Source organism: Streptomyces paradoxus (assembly GCF_014202475.1).
Lineage (GTDB): Bacteria > Actinomycetota > Actinomycetes > Streptomycetales > Streptomycetaceae > Streptomyces > Streptomyces paradoxus.
In genome coordinates this window covers 179,717-199,328 of the sequence record NZ_JACHGV010000010.1, presented here as the reverse complement: position 1 = coordinate 199,328, position 19,612 = coordinate 179,717, and the positions used below count along the sequence as shown (strand labels likewise).

The following is a 19,612-nucleotide window of genomic DNA, read 5'->3' as shown; positions in this document are numbered from 1 at the left end:
CTGCCTCAAGGTCCTTCAGAGCGCGTCGGGGCCGCGCTCGCCGGTCCTGACCCGTACGGCCGTGTCGACCGGGATGGACCAGACCTTGCCGTCACCGATCTTGCCGGTGCGGGCCGCCTTGACCACCACGTCGATCAGCTGCTCGGCGTCGTCGTCCTCGACCAGGACCTCGATGCGGATCTTGGGGACCAGGTCGACGGTGTACTCGGCACCGCGGTAGACCTCGGTGTGGCCCCGCTGACGACCGTAGCCGCTGGCCTCGGTGACCGTCAGGCCGTGCACTCCGAAGGCCTGCAGGGCCTCCTTGATCTCGTCGAGCCGGTGCGGCTTCACGACGGCGGTGATGAGCTTCATGCGTCCACCTTCTTGCTCGCGGCCGCGGCGACCGGGGCCGTGGCGGCGGTCTTGGCGGCACCGCCACCGGCGCCGCTGAAGTCGTATGCGGTCTCGGCGTGCTCGGCCTGGTCGATGCCGGCGACCTCGTCGTCCTCGGGGACCCGCATGCCCATGGTCTTGTCGAGGATGAAGGCGAGGATCGCGGAGGCGATCAGGGAGTAGGCGAGCACCGCGAAGACACCGGCGCACTGCTTCCAGAACTGGGTCAGGCCGCCGCCGTAGAAGAGGCCCTCGACGGTGGACTGGCCCTTGCCGCTGGCGAAGAGGCCGATCAGCAGGGAGCCGAGGACACCGCCGACCAGGTGGACGCCGACGACGTCCAGGGAGTCGTCGTAGCCGAACTTGTACTTCAGGCCGACGGCCATGGCGCACAGCACACCGGCGATGGCGCCGACGGCGATCGCGCCGAGCGGGGTGACCGCGCCACCGGCCGGGGTGATGGCGACCAGGCCCGCGACCGCGCCGGAGGCTGCGCCCAGCGTGGTGAACGCGCCGTGGCGGATCTTCTCGTAGATGAGCCAGGCGAGCATGGCGGCGGCGGTGGCGACCTGCGTGTTGACGAACATCAGCGCGCCGACGCCGTCGTCGTTGCCGAGCCAGGAGCCGGCGTTGAAGCCGAACCAGCCGAACCACAGCAGACCGGCGCCGAGCATGACCAGCGGCAGGCTGTGCGGGCGCATCGGGTCCTTCTTGAAGCCGACGCGCTTGCCGATGACGAGGATCACGCCGAGCGCGGCGGCACCGGCGTTGATGTGCACCGCCGTACCACCGGCGAAGTCGATGACACCCAGTTCGAAGGCCCAGCCGCCGGTGCCCCAGACCCAGTGCGCGACCGGGAAGTAGACGACCGTGGCCCACAGGGCGATGAACAGCGCCCACGCGCTGAACTTCACGCGGTCCGCGAGGGCGCCGCTGATCAGGGCAGGGGTGATGATCGCGAACATCAGCTGGAAGACCAGGAACACGAACACCGGAATGGTGTATCCGGGCCACAGCTCCGTCAGGCCGATGTTGCCGAGACCGACCCAGTCGGAGTTCCAGCCGATGAGGCTGCCGGAGTCGGTGCCGAACGCCATGGAGAACCCGTACAGCACCCACAGGATGGTGACGATCCCGAGGCTGATGAAACTCATCATCAGCATGTTCAGGGTGCTCTTGACGCGGACCATGCCTCCGTAGAAGAAGGCCAGACCCGGGGTCATGAGCATCACCAGGGCGGAACAGATGAGCATGAACCCTGTGTTCGCGGCAGAGAGCTTGGGCGCCTCTGCGGCAAGGGTGATGGCTGGTGCCATCGGCGTCTCCTCGTCATTGGTACGGCCCCGTGCGGGCGAAGCCTCGAGCGGATTGAGGGGTGGGCCGGTTATGCGCCACGAGATTGGCGCAGCGCGGTTTCGGTCGAAGCCCCTCGTTGTTTCGCGGCCGTGACGAAGGCCCGTTCTGTGTTACGCGTCGATGAACTGCCGGATTGCGGGCGAGCCGATCGTTATCGTGGCGCAACCTTCGGCTTCAGGCAGCCGTGGGCACACAGACCGGCCGCGGTCGGCCTTCCGATGACCTGGCATGGGGGAGCCGAGTCGGGCAGTTCGGGAGGGCCGGCCGCGGCCGGGGTTCTGGGGGTCGTACGGCTTCTCAGACCGCCTCGGCGGTCTCGGGCAGTTCGGCGGCGAGCCGCTCGGTGAGGTCGACGACCTCACCGAGGTCGCCGAAGTCGCGGGCGGCGGTGTCGACCGTCTTGCGGATCCGGGTGTTGACGCGCTCGGAGCGGACCTTCTTGGCGACCTGCATGGCCTCGGTCGCGAAGACCGTGCTCCGCTCGGGCTCGCGCTGCAGGAGGTGCACCGTGGCCATGCCGATCAGGTTCAGCGCGTACGACCGCTGGTGCTCGTCGTCCTCGGCGAAGAGCTTCACGGCCCGGTTCATCAGGGGCTCGGCCAGCGAGGCGTACGTGGGGCTGCGGCCGGCGACGTAGGCCAGGTCGCGGTAGGAGTGGGAGTTCTCGCCGTACAGCTCGGCCTCCGAGAAGAAGCGGATCCAGTCCGGGTCCGGCTCGTCCCACTCGTCGGCCTCGGCGAAGGTGTCCTCGGCCATCCGGACCGCCCGCTTGCACTTGCCGGGCTGCCCCATGTTGGCGTAGGCGCGGGCCTCCATCGCATACAGCATCGACTGGGTGCGCGGGCTCGCGCAGTCCCGGCTGCCGTACTGCGCGAGGTGGATCAGCTCCAGCGCGTCGTCGGGCCGGCCGAGGTGGATCATCTGGCGGCTCATGCTGGACAGCACGTACGAGCCGAGGGGCCGGTCACCGGCCTCCTTGGCGGCGTGCAGCGCGAGGACGAAGTACTTCTGCGCGGTCGGCTGGAGCCCGATGTCGTACGACATCCAGCCCGCCAGCTCGGCGAGTTCGGCGGCGACCTTGAACAGGCGGCGGGTGGTGGACTCCGGCTGGGGCTCCTGGAGGAGGTCGGTCACCTCGTGCAGCTGGCCGACGACCGCCTTGCGGCGCAGGCCGCCGCCGCACTGGGCGTCCCACTGGCGGAACATCACCGTCGTGGACTCCAGGAGGTCCAGCTCGGGCCGGGAGAGCCGGCCGCGGGCGCGACCGGAGCCGCCCGCGGGCTCGGGCTCGGTGCGCGGGGCGGGAGGCGAGGGGACGAGCCAGCGCTGCATGGGCTCGATGAGGGCCGGGCCCGCGGACAGGACCAGCGAGCTCCCGAGGAAGCCGCGCCGCGCCAGCATCAGGTCGCTGCGCGAGAACTCGCTGAGCAGGGCCACGGTCTGCGGGCCCGTCCAGGGCAGGTCGACGCCGGTCGCGGAGGGTGACTGGCGGGCGGTCCGCAACCCCAGGTCCTCGATGGAGACGACGACGCCGAAGCGCTCCGAGAACAGCTCGGACAGGATCCTGGGGATCGGCTCGCGGGGGTTCTCGCCGTCGAGCCAGCGGCGCACGCGGGAGGTGTCCGTGGAGATGTGGTTGGCGCCCAACTGGCGTGCCCTGCGGTTGACCTGGCGGGCGAGCTCGCCCTTGGACCAGCCGCTGCGCACGAACCAGGAGGTGAGCAGCTCGTTCGGGCGCTTGTCAGCGTGCGTCGCGCTCGCAGCGTTCGTTCCGCTTCCGCCGTTGCCGCTCACTGGAACGCCCCCATCCCTGAGACCACTTGTCGCCGAGTGCGCCAAGCCCTATCAGCATGCCGGTTCGTACGGCCGTCCGTCCGGCCCTTGTCACCCTTCGAACGGAATGACGACTTGCCTCCGGCATACCCACGAGCGCATGTGCCCCCAGGACTCGTGCACACAAAGTAATCCTACGATCACCCGTCCAGCCACGGCTCATACGGAAACGCCACCATTCGCCACCCCTTCGAATGAACTCACGTACGGCTACGCGCGATTGACTTGACGCAGCACAACCACGAGCGGGTGCAGTGATGCACTCGGGGGCGCGCGTCGTCGGGCACGCAACCGTGGGCACGTCCGGGCGCTGAATGAACCGACCGGCGCCCGGGAAGGCGGAAACAGAGAGTCACGCATAGCGATCGCAGCGTAACCACCGGTGCGGCGGACCCGTTGGAGGGGGCATGGGCTTCACGATCGGCATCAGCCGGGGCATGCGCGACATCCGGACCGGCTCACGCCGCCGCGGCCGCACGTCGGACGGTACGGCCGTGGCCGAGTACACCGGCCTGTGGGGCTGGGACGTGGCGCCGGGTGCCCGGGCCTCGGCGGGCGCCTGCTCCTGCGGCCGCGACGACTGCCCGGAGCCGGGCGCGCACCCGCTGGACTTCGCGCCGGTGCTCGCCGCCGGGGCGACGCTGGACGACGTGACCGAAACGTGGGGCGAGTTCCCCGGCGCCTCGATGATGCTCCCGGTAGGCCGGGCGTTCGACGTCATCGAGGTGGCCGAGCCCGCCGGCTGCCGCGCGCTGGCCCGGCTGGAGCGGATGGGCCTGCCCGTCGGCCCGGTCGCGGCGACCCCGGACGGCCGGGCCCACTTCTTCGTCGCCCCCGGCGCCGCCGCCGACCTGCCCGGCCTGCTCTACCGCATGGGCTGGGACGACCCTGACTCCCTCGACCTGCGCGGCCTCGGCCCCGGCACGCACATCACGGCACCGCCCTCCGATCGCGGTGGCCTCGGCCCGGTCCGCTGGCTGCGCTCCCCCGCCCTGGACTCGGCCTCCCGGCCGCCGGAGGCCCGCCTGGTGCTGGGCACGCTGGCCTACGTGGCGCACCGGTCACGAGCGTAGGCACGGCAAGGACACAGAGCGAAGCGCCCGGCCCCGACTGCACCTCGGGGGCGGGCGCTTCTCGCGCAGGGACGGTTCTTCGCAGGTCGTGCCGCGGCTGGTGCCGAGCTCACTCCCCGATAAGGGCGTCAACGAACGCCTCCGGCTCGAACGGCGCCAGGTCGTCCGCACCCTCGCCGAGCCCGACGAGCTTGACCGGAACGCCCAGCTCGCGCTGGACCGCGACCACGATGCCGCCCTTGGCCGTGCCGTCCAGCTTGGTCAGCACGATGCCGGTGATGTCGACGACCTCGGAGAAGACCCGGGCCTGGACCAGGCCGTTCTGGCCGGTGGTGGCGTCCAGGACGAGCAGCACCTCGTCGACCGGGGCCTGCTTCTCCACGACCCGCTTGACCTTGCCGAGCTCGTCCATGAGGCCGGTCTTGGTGTGCAGACGGCCGGCGGTGTCGATGAGCACGACGTTCGCACCCATCTCCTTGCCCTCCTTGACCGCGTCGAACGCGACGGAGGCGGGGTCGCCGCCCTCCGGTCCGCGCACGGTGTGGGCGCCGACCCGCTCGCCCCAGGTCTGGAGCTGGTCGGCGGCGGCGGCCCGGAAGGTGTCGGCGGCGCCGAGGACCACGCTCTGGCCGTCGGCGACCAGGACGCGGGCGAGCTTGCCGGTGGTGGTGGTCTTGCCGGTGCCGTTGACGCCGACGACCATGACGATGCCCGGCTTGCGGTCCTCCGGCTCGGTCTTGACCACGCGGTCCATGTCGCGGCCGACCAGGGTGACGAGCTCCTCGCGCAGCAGGGTGCGCAGCTCCTCGGGGGTGCGGGTGCCGAGCACCTTCACACGCTCGCGCAGCCGCTCGACCAGTTCCTGGGTGGGCTGCACGCCGACGTCGGCCGTGAGCAGCGTGTCCTCGATCTCCTCCCAGGTGTCCTCGTCGAGGTGCTCGCGCGACAGCAGGGTGAGCAGCCCCTTGCCGAGGGCGTTCTGCGAGCGGGAGAGCCGGGTCCGCAGCCGGACCAGACGGCCGGCGGTGGGTTCCGGGATCTCGATCTCGGGGGCTTCGGCGGGCGGCTCCTCGACTACGACCGGAGCCGAGCCGTCCGGGAGATCCACCTCCTCTATCGTGCGCCGCGGTTCCTCCCGCGGCGTCTCGGCCTCGTCGCCGACGTGCGGCTCGGCCGGTGGGGCGGTGATGTCGGGCGCCGCGGGCGGGGGCGGCGGCAGCTGCTTCTTGCGCCGGCTGCCGACGATGAGCCCGCCGAGCGCGCCGAGCACGACCACGGCGATGACTACAGCAAGGATGACGATGTCCATAACGGGTCCAGTATCAGTCATGGGCCCCCGGAGCACCCCGCTCGCACCGCCCCGCGGGGGCGCGGGGCGCCGGATCTCCACACCCCTGGCCGTCTGACGCATCGTCAGCTAACGTCCCCCGGACACCCGCCCGGTGGAGGGAGACGCCGCCATGCCCGTCACGGTCGCACGCTTCAACCTCGTCGCTCCCGGGGCCTCCCCCGCCGAGCTCGGCGCCCGGTACCGGGCGGCCCTGGAGATGGCCGCGTACGCCGACGACCGGGGCGTCACCACGGTCCAGACGGAGGAGCACCACGGGGCGGAGAACAACTGGCTGCCGTCGCCGTTCGCCTTCGCCGGGGCGGTCTTCGGCGCGACCCGGCGTATCACGGTCACGGTCTCGGCGATCATCGGTCCGCTGCACGACCCGCTGCGGCTCGCCGAGGAGATCGCCGTGCTGGACCTGCTGAGCGGCGGCCGGCTGGTGACGGTCGCCGGGATCGGGTACCGGCCCGAGGAGTACGACCTGTTCGGCGTGGACTTCGCCCGGCGCGGGCGGCTCCAGGACGAGCTGCTGGAGACCCTGCTGAAGGCGTGGACCGGCGAGCCCTTCTCCTACCGGGGCCGCACGGTACGCGTCACCCCGCGCCCGTTCACCGACCCGCACCCGCTGCTCCTGGTCGGCGGCTCCTCGAAGGCCGCCGCCCGCCGGGCCGCCCGGCTCGGGCTGCCCTTCTTCCCCAGCGCGCACCTGCCGGAGCTGGAGGCGTACTACAAGGAGCGGCTCGTCGAGTACGGCACCGAAGGCTGGGCGATGATGCCCGCCGCCGAGACGCCCTTGCTGCACGTGGCCGAGGACCCCGACCGGGCCTGGGCGCAGTACGGGCGGCACTTCCTGCACGAGGCGCGGACGTACGCCTCCTGGCAGTCGGGCGGAGTGCGCTCGGCGGTGAAGTCGGGCGCGACGACGGTCGAGGACCTCCGCGCTGAGGGCGTGTACCGGATCCTCACCCCGGAGGCGTGCGTGGCGCTGGGGCTGGACTCCTATGTCCTGCATCCGCTGTCGGGCGGGATGCCGGTGGAGGAGGGGTGGCGGAGCCTGCAGCTGTTCTGCGAGCGGGTGCTGCCGGGCCTGGACGGCTGACCCTGCCGGATGAACGGTGGCCCGCCGCGCCTCCTCGGTGATCCACTGACGCCATGAGCTTGTCGGTCGACGTGTTCCTGCGTGAGCCGGACGGACAGCGGCGGATACTCGACGTCCCCGAGGGGCGCGACGACTCGGCCGGGTTCGAGTCCTGGCGCCGGACGGTGTGGGGATCGCCGTCGGTGCGCGCGACGGGGGCCCGGTTCCTGCCGGTCCTGGCCGACGGCGACCTGGAGGTCGAGGCCGAGGACGTGGCGGAGTTCCTGCGCGAGGTGGCGCTGCTGCGCGATCACCTCGACGCGATCGCCGAGAGCACGCGGCGACCGCGCGGACTCGCGGAGCACCGGGCGGGGCTGGCGCGGCGGCTGCGGAACCTGGAGGTGGCCGCGCTCGACACCCGGGTGATCGAGGGCGGCGTCCTGATCTGGTGAGACGACAGACCGCCGCCCCGGCTCGGGCAGTGGCCGAACCGGGGCGGCGGCGGGTTACGGGGAGAGGGGCAGCGGGGACTTTGGCCCCTCCTCCCCGAGTCGTGGGACGGGCCTAGCCCATCTCCTCCAGGGCCTTGCCCTTCGTCTCCTTGACGAACTTCAGGACGAACGGGATCGAGAGCGCGGCGAACGCGGTGTAGATCACGTACGTGGCGGAGAGGTTCCAGTCGGCCAGCGACGGGAAGCTCGCGGTGATGGCCCAGTTGGCGATCCACTGCGCGGCGGCGGCCACGCCCAGCGCGGCGGCGCGGATCCGGTTGGGGAACATCTCGCCGAGCATGACCCAGACGACCACACCCCAGGACAGGGCGAAGAAGAGGACGAAGACGTGCGCGGCGATCAGGGCGATCCAGCCCTGTGCGGCCGGCAGCTTGCCGTCGACCAGGTGGTACGAGAACGCCCAGGCCTCCAGGGCGAGGCCGACGACCATGCCGACCGAGCCGATGATCGCGAGCGGCCTGCGTCCGATGCGGTCGACGAAGATCATCGCGATGACGGTGCCGAGGATGTTGATGATCGACGTGGTGAAGGAGTAGAAGAACGAGTCCGTCGGGTCCACGCCGACCGACTGCCACAGCGTCGAGGAGTAGTAGAACGCGACGTTGATGCCGACGAACTGCTGGAAGACCGACAGGCCGATACCGATCCAGACGATCGGCTTGAAGAAGAAGCTGCCGCCGAGCAGGTCCTTGAAGCTCGACTTGTGCTCGCTCTTCATGGCGCCTTCGATCTCGGCGACGCGAGCGTCCAGGTCGACGTCCTTGCCCTCGACCTCGGTGAGGATCTCCCGGGCGCGCTCGTGCTTGCCGACGGAGATGAGGAAGCGCGGGGACTCGGGGATGGCGAAGGAGAGCAGCCCGTAGAGGATGGCCGGGACGACCATGACGCCGAGCATGACCTGCCAGGCCTCCAGGCCCATCAGCTTGCCGCGCTGGTCACCGTCGGCGGCGTTCAGCAGACCCCAGTTGACCAGCTGCGACACGGCGATGCCGATGACGATCGCGGCCTGCTGGAAGGAGCCGAGCCGGCCGCGGTAGGCGGGCGGGGCGACCTCGGCGATGTAGGCCGGGCCGATCACGGAGGCCATGCCGATGGCGAAGCCGCCGACGACGCGCCAGAAGGCGAGGTCCCACAGCGCGAAGGGGAGCGCGGAGCCGACGGCGCTGACGGTGAAGAGGACCGCGGCGATCTGCATGCACCGGATGCGGCCGATGCGGTCGGCTATGCGGCCGGCGGTGGCGGCACCGATGGCGCAGCCGATGAGGGCGATGGCGATGACCTGGGCGAGGGCCGCGGAGCCGACGTCGTAGCGGTCACGGATGGCTTCGACGGCGCCGTTGATCACGGAACTGTCGTAGCCGAAGAGGAAACCGCCCATCGCGGCCGCCGCCGCGATGAAGACGACGTGCCCGAGATGATCGGGGTGAGCCGTCCTGGCTCCTGACTTGGGTGCCTGCGCTGTGCTGGTCACGTGTACTCCTCGGGCCACCGGCAACGCTGCCGGAGGGGATCTGCCCTTCGAGGTCCACCTGAAGGTACCTGAAGGTAAAAGGAACGTTGCCGAGACTATGCCTTCAAGTTTCGAAGTCAATAGATCAGTAGCTGTGAATCTGAGGCAGGGATGTGGGAGCTGTGTGTTCAAGTGTTGAAGCCATGGAGAGGTGCAGGTGAGACCGGTGTAGAGGACACACATCTACCGGAGGCGCTGGCTGATGACCTTCGACACACCGTCGCCCTGCATGGAGACGCCGTAGAGCGCGTCGGCGACCTCCATCGTGCGCTTCTGGTGGGTGATCACGATCAGCTGGGAGGCTTCCTGGAGCTCCTGCATGATCCGGATGAGCCGCTGGAGGTTGGTGTCGTCGAGCGCGGCCTCGACCTCGTCCATGACGTAGAACGGGCTGGGCCGCGCCTTGAAGATCGACACGAGCATCGCCACCGCGGTCAGCGACCGCTCCCCGCCCGACAGCAGCGACAGCCGCTTGACCTTCTTGCCCGGCGGACGCGCCTCGACGTCCACGCCCGTGGTGAGCATGTTGTCGGGGTCGGTCAGGATCAGCCGTCCCTCACCGCCCGGGAACAGGCGCGAGAACACGCCCTCGAACTCCCGGGCCGTGTCCCGGTAGGCCTCGGTGAAGACCTGCTCGACGCGCTCGTCGACCTCCTTCACCACCTGCAGGAGGTCCGCCCGCGTCTTCTTCAGGTCCTCCAGCTGCTCGCTGAGGAACTGGTGGCGTTCCTCCAGCGCGGCGAACTCCTCCAGAGCGAGCGGGTTCACCTTGCCGAGCTGCTGGTAGGCACGCTCGGCCGACTTCAGGCGCTTCTCCTGCTCGGCCCGGAGATACGGCCTCGGCCGGTTGCGCGGGTGCTCCGGATCCTCCGGCAGCTCCTCGCCCTCGGCGGGGGGCGAGGGCGGCACGAGCTGGTGCGGTCCGTACTCCGCCACCAGTCCGGCCGGTTCGACACCCAGCTCCTCCAGCGCCTTGGTCTCCAACTGCTCGATGCGCAGCCGCTTCTCGGCGCCGAGTACCTCGCCGCGGTGGACCGAATCCGTCAACTTGTCGAGCTCGGCCTTGAGGTCGCGCCCCTCGGTGCGGGCACGGGCGAGTTCCTGCTCCCGGCGGGCCTTGGCGGCCTCCGCGGCGGTGCGCTCCTCGTCGGCACGGGCCAGGGAGACCTCGACGTGCGCGAGCAGCTGCCTCGCACCCGCGCCGACGGCCTCGGCGACGGCTGCCTCGTGCCGGAGCCGGGCCCGCCGCTGTTCGGCACGCGCGCGTGCCTCGCGTTCCGCGCGGGCGGCCCGGTCCAGCGAGTCGGCCCGTCCGGCCAAGCCCTTGACGCGTTCCTCGTGCGTACGGGCCTGGAGACGGGCCTCCATCTCGGTCTGGCGTGCGTTGGCGCCGTCGGCGGCGAGCCGGTCCCGGACGGAGGTGTCGGGCTCCTCCTCGATCGGCATCTCCTCGGCGACGGCGAGCCGCTCGGCCAGTTCCTCGACCTCGGCGAGGGCCTTGTCGAGGGACTCCTGCGCCCGTGCCGCCGCGGCCGTGGACCGCTCGGCCTCTCCCGCCGCGCCCCGCGCCTGCCCGGCGAGCCGGCCGAGCTGCTGGGCGACGGACGACTTCTCCCGGTCGGCGGCCCGGCGCCGCTCCCCCACGTCCTCGACCAGCGCGGCGCACTCCTTGCGCCGCTCCACGGCCGCGTGCTGAGCCTCGGTGAGCGCCTCGCAGCGGACGGCGAGCTCTTCCAGTTCGGCTGCCGCCTCGTCGACGGAGGCCTGCACTTCGAGGAGGCTGGGGGCACCGGCGGAGCCGCCGTGGGCGAAGTGGGTGCCGAGGAGGTCGCCTTCCGCGGTCACCGCGGTGAGGTGGGGGTGACCGTATACGAGGTCTTCCGCGTCTTCGAGGGTGCCGACGACGACGACGCCGTGGAGCAGCCGGCGTACGGCCGGCATGAGCTCGGTGGGGCCGCGGACCAGATCTGCGGCGAAGGTGTGTCGTGCGTCTGCGGGTCCGTTGTGGTCGTTCGCGCAGTTCCCCGCGCCCCCAGGATGAGGATCTCCTGCCAGGAGCAGGGTGGCCCGGCCTCCGTCCTGTTTGCGGAGGAGTCTGATCGCGTCTGCCGCCGAGGCCGGGGTCGTGACGGCGATCGCGTCCGCCGCCGCCCCGAACGCCGCGGCCAGGGCGGCCTCGTGCCCCGGGGTCACCGTAAGGAGCTCCGCCGCCGGGCCCAGCAGGCCGGAGAGGCGGTCCTTCGCCGCGAGCAGCATCCCGGTGCCGTCCTTGCGGCGCAGACCGAGTGCCAGGGCCTCGTGGCGGGCCTGGGTGGCGGCCCGCTTGCGTTCCGCCGCCGTGGCCTCCTCGCGGGCTGACGTGAGGGCCGCCTCGGCCTCGGCCAGCTGCTGCTTCGCCGCCTCGTGCTGCTCGGAGAGCTCCGCGTCACCGGCGTCGAGGCCGTCGACCTCCGCCTTGAGGGCCTCGTACTCCTCCTGGGCGGCGACGGCACGTTCCTGCGCCTCGTCGCGGGCGGCGGCCAGGCGTTCGATCTCGGCCTGGGCGGAGGCCGCACGGGAGCGGGCGGCGTTGACCTGGCCGCTGAGCCGGGCCAGCCCCTCGCGCCGGTCGGCGATGGCGCGGGCGGCGTCCTTCAGGCGCCGTTCCTCCTGGATGAGCGCCCGTTCCAGCTCGGCACGGTGGGCGACCGTGTCCTCCAGGGCCCGTTCGGCCGCCTCCAGCGCCGCCTCCAGCTCGGCCTCCTGCTCGCGGATGCGGGCGGCCTCGCGCTCCATGTCCTCGGGGTCGCGGCCGCGCCGCTCCTCCGGGGGCGCGGAGGTGGCGCTCTTCACACGGGCGTCGGCCAGCGAGATCGTGCCCCGTACGCGTTCGGCGAGCTGGGAGAGCTCGTACCAGGTCTGCTGGGCACGCTGGAGCCGCGGCGTGAGCTGCCGTACCTCGTCCTCCAGGAGGGCCTCGCGCTGGAGCGCCCTGCGCAGTTGCTGCTCGGCGGACTCCTTGCGCTCCTTCAGCGCGGCCTCGTCGGCGACCTCGGCCTTGAGGGCCTCCCTGAGCCGTACGAGGTCGTCGGCCAGGAGGCGCAGACGGGCGTCGCGCAGGTCGGCCTGGATGACGGCGGCCCTGCGGGCGACGGCGGCCTGGCGGCCGAGCGGCTTGAGCTGCCGCCTGAGCTCGTCGGTGAGGTCCTGCACGCGCGCGAGGTTGGCCTGCATCGCGTCCAGCTTGCGCAGCGCCTTCTCCTTGCGCTTGCGGTGCTTGAGGACGCCGGCGGCCTCCTCGATGAAGGCGCGGCGGCCCATGGGATCGGCGTGCAGGACGGAGTCGAGCTGGCCCTGCCCGACGATCACATGCATCTCACGGCCGATGCCGGAGTCGGAGAGGAGCTCCTGGATGTCGAGGAGGCGGCAGGTGTCGCCGTTGATCTGGTATTCGCTGCCGCCGTTGCGGAACATGATCCGCGTGATGGTGACCTCGGCGTACTCGATGGGCAGGGCGCCGTCGGAGTTGTCGATGGTCAGGGACACCTCGGCACGGCCCAGCGGGGGGCGCCCGGTGGTGCCGGCGAAGATGACGTCCTCCATCTTGCCGCCGCGCAGCGATTTGGCGCCCTGCTCGCCCATGACCCAGCTGAGCGCGTCGACGACGTTGGACTTGCCCGAGCCGTTCGGTCCGACGACGCACGTGATCCCCGGCTCGAACCGGAGGGTGGTCGCGGAGGCGAACGACTTGAACCCGCGGAGGGTCAGGGCCTTGAGGTGCACGCCGCCGGACTCTACCGCCCGGGTCGGTCTCACTCCATGAACCCACGGTTTCGCCGCTGAACGCGCAGGGCACATCAGACGTTAAAGACGGTGAAAGGATGCGGGGGCAAGCAAGGCAAGAAAGAAGGGACGCCGACGGGGCGTCCCTTGCACTTCAGACAACTAGGCGGTTGTGACGGGCGGCCCAACCACTGCTGTGCTGTTGTGGAGCGGTGCAGTGATCAGGTGAGCGCAGGCTCCGCCTGGTGTGCGTCAACGCTCTCCATGATCCTGTCGTGAGAAGCGGCAGCCGTCAGCGCTTCGTTCTCCGCCTGGATTCGTCCGAGCTCGGATTCCAGGTCCTGGACGCGCTGCTGGAGCCGTCGCATCTCGGCGAGGAGTCGAGGGTCGGAGCCGCCGACGTAACCGAGAAGCGCCTTTGCCATGATGGATGGTCCTCCACAATGCGTGACCGACCGCTGCGGTGTGGGTCGTGAGGGATTCGCACCCGCGGTCTTGGCAGGGCCTGGAGTTGTGCTGCCGTTCAGCCATGCCAAACAGCTAAGGTGCGCGGGGCTTTCAGCGTCTCACCAAAAAGTTTGACGGTCAACACGATCACGCCCCGTATTGGGGGCGGCCCGGGCGCGCGCGGCCTGGAACGGCCGTACTGCGGCTTCTGCGGGGCCCTCGGGGCGTGGCGATCATCCTTGCGGGTGGAGCGGGCCAAGGCAAGCGGTTCTCGGCAATCACCAGCGAGTTTCTGTTCGGGGCGGTCGCCCGCGGGCGGCCCCGGGGGCCGCCCGGCGGGCGTGCTCATCGGATGGCGAAGCCGTCGTAGCCGCCGCGCGGTGTGTCCCAGATCTCGGTGACGCCGTCCACGCGGCCGGGCGTGTCGTCACTCTGGAGCCACTCCAGGAGCCCCTCGCAGCCCTCGCGTCCGCCCTCCGCGACCACTTGGACCCGTCCGTCGCCCAAATTGAGAGCAAAGCCACTCAGGCCGCCGATCTCCAATGCCTTGGCACGCGTGAACCAGCGGAAACCCACACCTTGGACGCGTCCACGCACCCAGGCGACCAATCGCACATCCTCGCTCATGACTGCAACCTAACCGCCCAATCTCCCTCCGGGCACTTCCTCCACTTGCGCCATGCGGTACCGTCCCCCCTCAACGAATCTCATATGAAACTCACACGATCGAGTGAGTTTGGTGTTGATCTCGAGGACGAGTCGACCGCCAGGACGAGGAAGGCCAGGACATGGGACGCCACCGACGCTCCGACGCCGGCCGCGCCGCCACGGGCCGCGCCACGGGAATCACCCACGCAAACGGCTTCGCGGAGGGGCGCGATCCGCTGTACCCCACCGCGGACGACGCACCGACGATGGGCATCGCCCCCTATCTGAACCCGGAGGCGTACGCCGGCACCTACGCGAGGAGCGAGGCCTACCTGTTCGGGGCGGAGGGGTCCGCCGCGGGTGACCGCTTCGAGGAGACAGCCGTCTTCGCGAGCGACGGCTTCACGCCCGACGGCGGCGGCCGCCGCCCGGGTTCGCACCGGCGTCGCAAGAAGACCGCCCGGCCGATGCGCACCGGCCTGCTCGGCGTCTCCGCCGCCGTCGCCCTCGGCACGGTCGCGGTCGCCACCGGCGCCGTGCCCGGCCTCGAGAACTACAAGCTCGGCGGCAACGGCGGAGCCGACAAGGTCCAGGCCGGGAACACGCCGACCAACACCCCGGTCGAGCAGGGCGGCACCTCCGGCAGTGCCGACAGCCGGGACGACACGTCCACCAGCCGGGACGTCGAGCGCTCCGCGTCCCCGTCGCCCTCCGCCTCCAAGTCCTCCGCCGCGCCGACGAAGACGCCGGAGAAGCCGGAGAAGACGCAGGAGAAGACCCCGGAGAAGAAGAAGCCGGCGGCCACCCCGAGCGAGAAGCCGGACAGCACGCCCTCCCGTACGGCCACCAAGGCCCCGAAGGCTCCCGGCGCCACCGGCGCCCTGGCCGGCGAGTCCGCCGCCGCGGCCCAGGTGCTCAGCCTCGTGAACGAGGAGCGGGCCAAGGTGGGCTGCAGCCCGGTCGCCGCCAACAGCGCCCTGGCCGGTCTGGCCCAGAACTACAGCGAGGCCATGGCCGCGCGGGGCTTCTTCGACCACACCGACCCGGACGGCCGCACGCCCTGGGACCGGGCCGAGAAGGCCGGGATATCGAACCTCGGCGGCGAGAACATCGCCCGCGGCCAGGCCGACGCCGCGGCCGTGATGGACGCCTGGATGAACAGCCCCGGCCACCGCGCGAACATACTGAACTGCGACTTCAAGACGCTGGGCGTCGGTGTCGAGTTCGGCTCCGGCGGCCCCTGGTGGACCCAGAACTTCGGCTACTAGGGCACCCTGGGCATTCCGGCAGAAGGCGCTAACTTTCGGTTAGTGCCTTCTGTCGGTTAGCGCTGTGCTGGCGTAGGCTGGGGCATATGACCACCACCCAGGAGCTCACGGAGGGGCTCGACGACCTCCCGTACAACGTGTTCGCCAAGGCCTGTCCGTCGCGCGGCACGCTGGAGCACGTCATGGGCCGCTGGGGCGGCCTCACGCTCGGCGCCCTGTACGAGGGCTCGCTGCGCTTCAACGAGCTGCGCCGCCGCGTCGACGGGGTGAGCGAGAAGATGCTGTCCCAGACGCTGCACGCCCTGGAGCGCGACGGCCTCGTCCACCGCGAGGCCCAGCCGACCAACCCGCCCCGGGTGGACTACGAACTGACGCCGCTGGGACGCCACGTGGCCGAGCGGCTGCTCGCCCTCATCCACTGCGTGGAGGGCAGCATGGACGAGGTCCTGGCCGCGCGCGAGCGGTACGACTCCGCTAGGGCGTGATCCGCGGAGGCCGCTGGCACTTCGGGCAGTAGTAGCTCGACCGGTTCATCCAGGGCCGCCGCCGCATGGGCGTGCCGCAGCGCCGGCAGGGCAGGCCCTCACGGCCGTACGCGTCGAGCGACCGGTCGAAGTAGCCCGACTCCCCGTTGACGTTGACGTAGAGACTGTCGAAGCTGGTGCCTCCCACCGCGAGGGCCGCGTTCATCACGTCCCGCACATGCCCCAGGAGCATCAGGGTGCGCGGGCGCGTGAAGGTGGCGGTGGGGCGCTCGTAGTGGATGCGGGCGCGCCACAGCGCCTCGTCGGCGTAGATGTTGCCGACGCCGCTGATCAGCGACTGGTCGAGCAGGGCCCGCTTGATCGTGGACCGCTTGCGGCGCAGCGCCTGGTGGAAGGCCTCGTCGTCGAAGTGCGGGTCCAGCGGGTCGCGGGCGATGTGCGCGATGACGTCGGGCAGGCCGTCGGGGGTGTTCTCGTGCAGCGACAGGCCGCCGAAGGTGCGCTGGTCGACGAAGCGGAGTTCGGTGTCCAGGGCGTCGGTGAAACGAACGCGGATGCGCAGGTGCTTCTCGTCCGGGGCCGTGTGCGGCTGAACCAGGAGCTGGCCGCTCATACCGAGGTGGGCCAGGATCGACTGGTCGGTGTCCTCCAAGGGCAGCCAGAGGTACTTGCCGCGGCGGCTGGGGACGCCGATGCGGTGGCCCTTCAGGCGGTGCGCGAAGTCGTCGGCGCCCGCGAGGTGGCGGCGCACGGCGCGCGGGTGCCGCACCTCGGTCTCGGCGACGGTCCGGTGGGCGACCCACCGCTCGAGACCGCGCCGTACGACCTCGACTTCGGGCAACTCGGGCATGGGGTCCCCCGTCCCAGACGTGTGGATGACGCGAGCGCCCGCCCCGGGCAGGGGCGGGCGCTCGGGTGCGCTGTGCTCGCCGCCCGGTGCGGGCGGCGGCGGTCAGCCGTCGGCGGGACCGTCGACGGCCGTGTGGGCGGCCTGAGCGGCTGCCGTCTGCGTCGCCTCGGCGGCCTTGGCCGCCTTCGCGCGCTCGTCCGCCGCGGCCCGGATGGACCGCCATGCGGACTCGGCGGCCTGCTGCTCCGCCTCCTTCTTGCTGCGGCCGGTGCCGGTGCCGTACGAGACGCCTCCGACGCGGGCGGCAGCAGTGAAGGTCTTCTCGTGGTCGGGGCCGGTCTCCGTGACCAGGTACTCGGGGACACCGAGCCCCTCGGTCGCGGTGAGCTCCTGGAGACTGGTCTTCCAGTCCAGGCCGGCTCCGAGGTTCGAGGACTTCTCGATCAGCGGGTCGAACAGGCGGTGCACCAGCTCCGCCGCCGAGTCCAGTCCCTGGTCGAGATAGACGGCGCCGATCACCGCTTCGAGGGTGTCGGCGAGGATGGATGCCTTGTCCCGGCCGCCCGTGCCCTCTTCACCGCGGCCGAGCCGGATGAAGGAGCCCAGGTCGAGCCCACGGCCCACCTCGGCGAGCGCACGCGAGTTCACCACCGCCGCCCGCAGCTTGGCCAGCTGGCCTTCTGGCAGGTCGGGGTGGGTGCGGTACAGCGTGTCCGTGACCACGAGGCCGAGTACGGAGTCCCCGAGGAACTCCAGGCGCTCGTTGGTCGGCAGACCGCCGTTCTCGTATGCGTACGACCGGTGGGTCAGTGCGCGCACCAGAAGGGCGGACTCGAGCTTGTAGCCGAGCCGCCCTTCCAGAAGCGTGTGGGACGAGGCCTGGTTGTCCGCCGGAGCACTCCCGCTCACACGGGAAGACTTGTTCTTAGGCGTGGACACAGTGCCTCTCACCAGCCGCTCAGACCTCGAGGACCTGGCGCTTGTTGTAGGTGCCGCACGACGGGCACGCGATGTGCTGCTGCTTGGGCTCGTGGCAGCGCTCGCACGCAACCAGGGTGGGGACCGCAGCCTTCCACTGCGACCGGCGGTGGCGCGTGTTGCTGCGCGACATCTTCCGCTTCGGAACAGCCACGGCTACTTCTCCTGCTTCTCGTCGGCGCGTGCTGACTGAGGCGCGCCGCCGCTCATCTCGTCCTTCTCGCCGTCCTTCATGGTGCCGGCGAGTCCCTGCAATGCCGCCCAACGGATGTCGACGGCGTCATGGTGGTGGTCCGGGTCGTCCGCCAGCCGCGCACCGCACTCGGCGCACAGACCGGGGCAGTCTTCCCGGCACACCGGCTGCATCGGCAGTGCGAGCACCACCGCATCACGCAGCACGGGCTCGAGGTCGAACAAGCCGTCCTCGAGGAAGAGCCTGTCCTCGTCGTCCTCGGCGTCGTCGCCCGGTTCCGCGATCACACGGCCCCGGTCGTCGGCGTCAGGGTACGAGAACATCTCCTGGAAATCCGCTTCGAGCTCCTGCTCGAGCGGCTCCAGACACCTTACGCACTCCCCCTCGGCCGCGGCACGGGCGGTGCCTGTGACGAGCACCCCTTCCATGACCGACTCCAGGCGGAGTTCAAGCTCCACCGGGGCGCCTTCCGGCACTCCGATGACTCCCTTGAGACCGAGGTCCTTGGGAGCGTCGACCGTGCGGGTCAGGCGCTGCAGCGCACCAGGCCGCCGACCCAGCTCGTGTGTGTCGAACACGAGGGGGTTGCGGTGGTCGAGGCGGGCGTTCAGGGCCATTCCTGCTTTCGGTGAGAACTCGTGGACGCCGCCCTTCGGTGTTCCCGGGCAGCGTTGATCGCGGACGTACACGCGACCGAAGAGCCAGGATACTGGACCTTTCGCTGTCGGCCCAATCCGGACCTCAGCCCTGGCCCCGGCCCTGCTCGTAGGCCCGCAACTGCTCGGCGCTGATCATGCTGGTGTCGAAGAGACTGGTCTCGTCGAGCGCGTACCCCTGGTGGCCCTGCTGCGCCGGGGAGGCCTGCTGCGGCTGCTGCTGGACCTGGTTCGGGTCGTAGGCCGCCTGCTGGGGGTCGTAGCCCGGGTAGGCGTACGGATCGGCCTGCTGGTAGCCGTAGGGGTCCTGCTGAGCGGCGTAGGCCTGCTGCGGGTAGCCGCCGTAGGGGTCGGGCTGCTGCTGGTAGCCGTACACCGGCTCCGGCTGCTGCGGCTGCGCGTAGTCCTGCTGCTGGGCGGGCCGCTCGGCCGGCTTCTGGTCCGCGAGGGCGGCCAGGTCGGCGAGGTAGTCGGCGTCGCTGGAGTGCTGGACGGTGCTCGCGTCGTCGGCGAGGGAGCCGAGGTCGTCGGTGGCGATCCGGCCGTGCAGCTTCTGCCGGCCGCGGCCCACCGCCTCCAGGGTCTTGGCGAGGACCGCCTCGAAGGCGCCCAGCTTGACGTCGACGTACTCGTCGGCGCTGCGGCGCTGGGTCTCCGGGTCGTGGCTGCGCTCGGGGGCGTCCTCGTCCTCGTAGCCCTGCTCGTCGGTGCCGGGGCCGGTGCCCAGGAGCTTCTCGCGGCCGCGGCCGACGGAGCCCAGGGTCTTGGTGAGGACAACCTCGAAGTTGGCGAGCTTGGAGTCGACGTACTCGTCGGCCTCGGCGCGGATCTCCTCGGCCTCCTGGCGGGCCTCGGCCAGGATCCGGTCGGCCTCGGCCTGGGAGCGGCGGGCGACCTCGGTGCCGGACACCAGGGAACCGCGCTCGGCGTGCGCGCCCTCGATGATCCGCTGGGCCTCCTGACGGGCCTGCTCGACCATCTGCTCGCGGCCGCCGATCAGCTCCTGGGCCTGGGCGAGGGAGTCGGGCAGCGCCGCGCGCACCTCTTCCAGCATCGCGAGCAGGTCGGCGCGGTTGACCACGCACGAGGCCGACATGGGCATGGACCGGGCGCCGGAGACCGCGGAGACGATCTCGTCCAGCTTCTTCTGCACGTCCACCGTGTGCTCGCCACTCTCTACAGATGCGTTGGAGACGGACGGGACGACTGTACGGCCACGGGGTCGCCTCGGAACACCGGGTGACGGGCAGTCAGG

Annotated in this window: 18 protein-coding genes; 5 read left to right on the top strand and 13 right to left on the bottom strand. The window is 70.9% G+C overall.

Features of this window, described 5'->3' with window-relative positions:
- Nucleotides 1–15 precede the first annotated feature (15 nt).
- The 3 genes from HNR57_RS29720 to nsdA all read right to left on the bottom strand — a co-directional run bounded on the left by HNR57_RS29720 (nt 16) and on the right by nsdA (nt 3,525).
- On the bottom strand, nt 16–354 hold the full coding sequence (locus tag HNR57_RS29720; RefSeq protein WP_003993253.1) for a P-II family nitrogen regulator: 339 nt from the start codon (nt 352–354) through the stop codon (nt 16–18).
- A complete protein-coding gene (locus tag HNR57_RS29715) occupies nt 351–1,691 on the bottom strand; it encodes an ammonium transporter (protein ID WP_184564756.1) in 1,341 nt (446 codons plus the stop codon). The genes HNR57_RS29720 and HNR57_RS29715 overlap by 4 nt, the downstream gene beginning before the upstream one ends.
- Before the next feature lie 337 nt (nt 1,692–2,028).
- Complete coding sequence (nsdA, locus tag HNR57_RS29710) at nt 2,029–3,525, bottom strand: transcriptional repressor NsdA (protein WP_184564754.1); 1,497 nt, start codon at nt 3,523–3,525, stop codon at nt 2,029–2,031.
- Nucleotides 3,526–3,971: 446 nt separating this feature from the next.
- Here nsdA and HNR57_RS29705 point away from each other — a divergent pair, with 446 nt between their 5' ends.
- Nucleotides 3,972–4,637, top strand: a complete 666-nt coding sequence (locus tag HNR57_RS29705; protein ID WP_184564752.1) for a bifunctional DNA primase/polymerase — start codon at nt 3,972–3,974, stop codon at nt 4,635–4,637.
- A 109-nt stretch (nt 4,638–4,746) separates the two neighbouring features.
- On the opposite strand, the gene ftsY is transcribed toward HNR57_RS29705, so the two are convergent.
- Nucleotides 4,747–5,946 (bottom strand): signal recognition particle-docking protein FtsY, encoded by a 1,200-nt coding sequence (gene ftsY / locus HNR57_RS29700; protein ID WP_184564750.1) that lies wholly within the window; start codon nt 5,944–5,946, stop codon nt 4,747–4,749.
- A gap of 151 nt (nt 5,947–6,097) precedes the next feature.
- On the opposite strand from ftsY, the gene HNR57_RS29695 reads away from it, so the two are divergent.
- Both HNR57_RS29695 and HNR57_RS29690 read left to right on the top strand, forming a co-directional pair.
- The gene (locus HNR57_RS29695; protein WP_184564748.1) at nt 6,098–7,069 is read left to right on the top strand and encodes an LLM class flavin-dependent oxidoreductase; all 972 of its coding nucleotides are present in this window, start codon (nt 6,098–6,100) and stop codon (nt 7,067–7,069) included.
- 53 nt (nt 7,070–7,122) lie between these two features.
- On the top strand, nt 7,123–7,500 hold the full coding sequence (locus HNR57_RS29690) for a hypothetical protein (protein ID WP_184564746.1): 378 nt from the start codon (nt 7,123–7,125) through the stop codon (nt 7,498–7,500).
- Between the two features lie 112 nt (nt 7,501–7,612).
- Here HNR57_RS29690 and HNR57_RS29685 read toward each other — a convergent pair whose 3' ends face one another.
- From HNR57_RS29685 to HNR57_RS29670, 4 genes are all read right to left on the bottom strand, one after another.
- Nucleotides 7,613–9,031 carry a sugar porter family MFS transporter gene (locus HNR57_RS29685; protein WP_184564744.1) on the bottom strand — a complete coding sequence of 473 codons (1,419 nt, stop codon included), beginning with the start codon at nt 9,029–9,031 and terminating at the stop codon, nt 7,613–7,615.
- A gap of 222 nt (nt 9,032–9,253) precedes the next feature.
- Nucleotides 9,254–12,832 carry a chromosome segregation protein SMC gene (gene smc / locus HNR57_RS29680; RefSeq protein ID WP_184564742.1) on the bottom strand — a complete coding sequence of 1,193 codons (3,579 nt, stop codon included), beginning with the start codon at nt 12,830–12,832 and terminating at the stop codon, nt 9,254–9,256.
- Nucleotides 12,833–13,053: 221 nt separating this feature from the next.
- Nucleotides 13,054–13,257, bottom strand: coding sequence for a hypothetical protein (locus HNR57_RS29675; protein WP_030852030.1), 204 nt, complete (start codon nt 13,255–13,257; stop codon nt 13,054–13,056).
- Between the two features lie 367 nt (nt 13,258–13,624).
- Nucleotides 13,625–13,906, bottom strand: coding sequence for an acylphosphatase (locus tag HNR57_RS29670; protein ID WP_031138144.1), 282 nt, complete (start codon nt 13,904–13,906; stop codon nt 13,625–13,627).
- 161 nt (nt 13,907–14,067) lie between these two features.
- Here HNR57_RS29670 and HNR57_RS29665 point away from each other — a divergent pair, with 161 nt between their 5' ends.
- Entirely contained in the window at nt 14,068–15,195 is a 1,128-nt protein-coding gene (locus HNR57_RS29665; protein WP_184564740.1) for a CAP domain-containing protein, read from the top strand.
- Between the two features lie 86 nt (nt 15,196–15,281).
- Nucleotides 15,282–15,680: a winged helix-turn-helix transcriptional regulator gene (locus HNR57_RS29660; protein WP_184564738.1), complete on the top strand. Its 399-nt coding sequence runs from the start codon at nt 15,282–15,284 to the stop codon at nt 15,678–15,680.
- Here HNR57_RS29660 and mutM read toward each other — a convergent pair.
- The 5 genes from mutM to HNR57_RS29635 form a co-directional block, all read right to left on the bottom strand.
- Nucleotides 15,670–16,530 carry a bifunctional DNA-formamidopyrimidine glycosylase/DNA-(apurinic or apyrimidinic site) lyase gene (gene mutM / locus HNR57_RS29655; RefSeq protein ID WP_184564736.1) on the bottom strand — a complete coding sequence of 287 codons (861 nt, stop codon included), beginning with the start codon at nt 16,528–16,530 and terminating at the stop codon, nt 15,670–15,672. The two genes, HNR57_RS29660 and mutM, sit on opposite strands and share 11 nt — an antisense overlap.
- A 102-nt stretch (nt 16,531–16,632) precedes the next feature.
- Nucleotides 16,633–17,469 carry a ribonuclease III gene (gene rnc / locus HNR57_RS29650; protein WP_376772303.1) on the bottom strand — a complete coding sequence of 279 codons (837 nt, stop codon included), beginning with the start codon at nt 17,467–17,469 and terminating at the stop codon, nt 16,633–16,635.
- A gap of 19 nt (nt 17,470–17,488) precedes the next feature.
- Nucleotides 17,489–17,662 (bottom strand): 50S ribosomal protein L32, encoded by a 174-nt coding sequence (gene rpmF, locus HNR57_RS29645; protein WP_003951102.1) that lies wholly within the window; start codon nt 17,660–17,662, stop codon nt 17,489–17,491.
- 2 nt (nt 17,663–17,664) lie between these two features.
- Nucleotides 17,665–18,318, bottom strand: a complete 654-nt coding sequence (locus HNR57_RS29640) for a YceD family protein (protein WP_184564732.1) — start codon at nt 18,316–18,318, stop codon at nt 17,665–17,667.
- A gap of 124 nt (nt 18,319–18,442) precedes the next feature.
- A complete protein-coding gene (locus HNR57_RS29635; RefSeq protein WP_184564730.1) occupies nt 18,443–19,516 on the bottom strand; it encodes a F0F1 ATP synthase subunit B in 1,074 nt (357 codons plus the stop codon).
- Nucleotides 19,517–19,612: the final 96 nt, after the last annotated feature.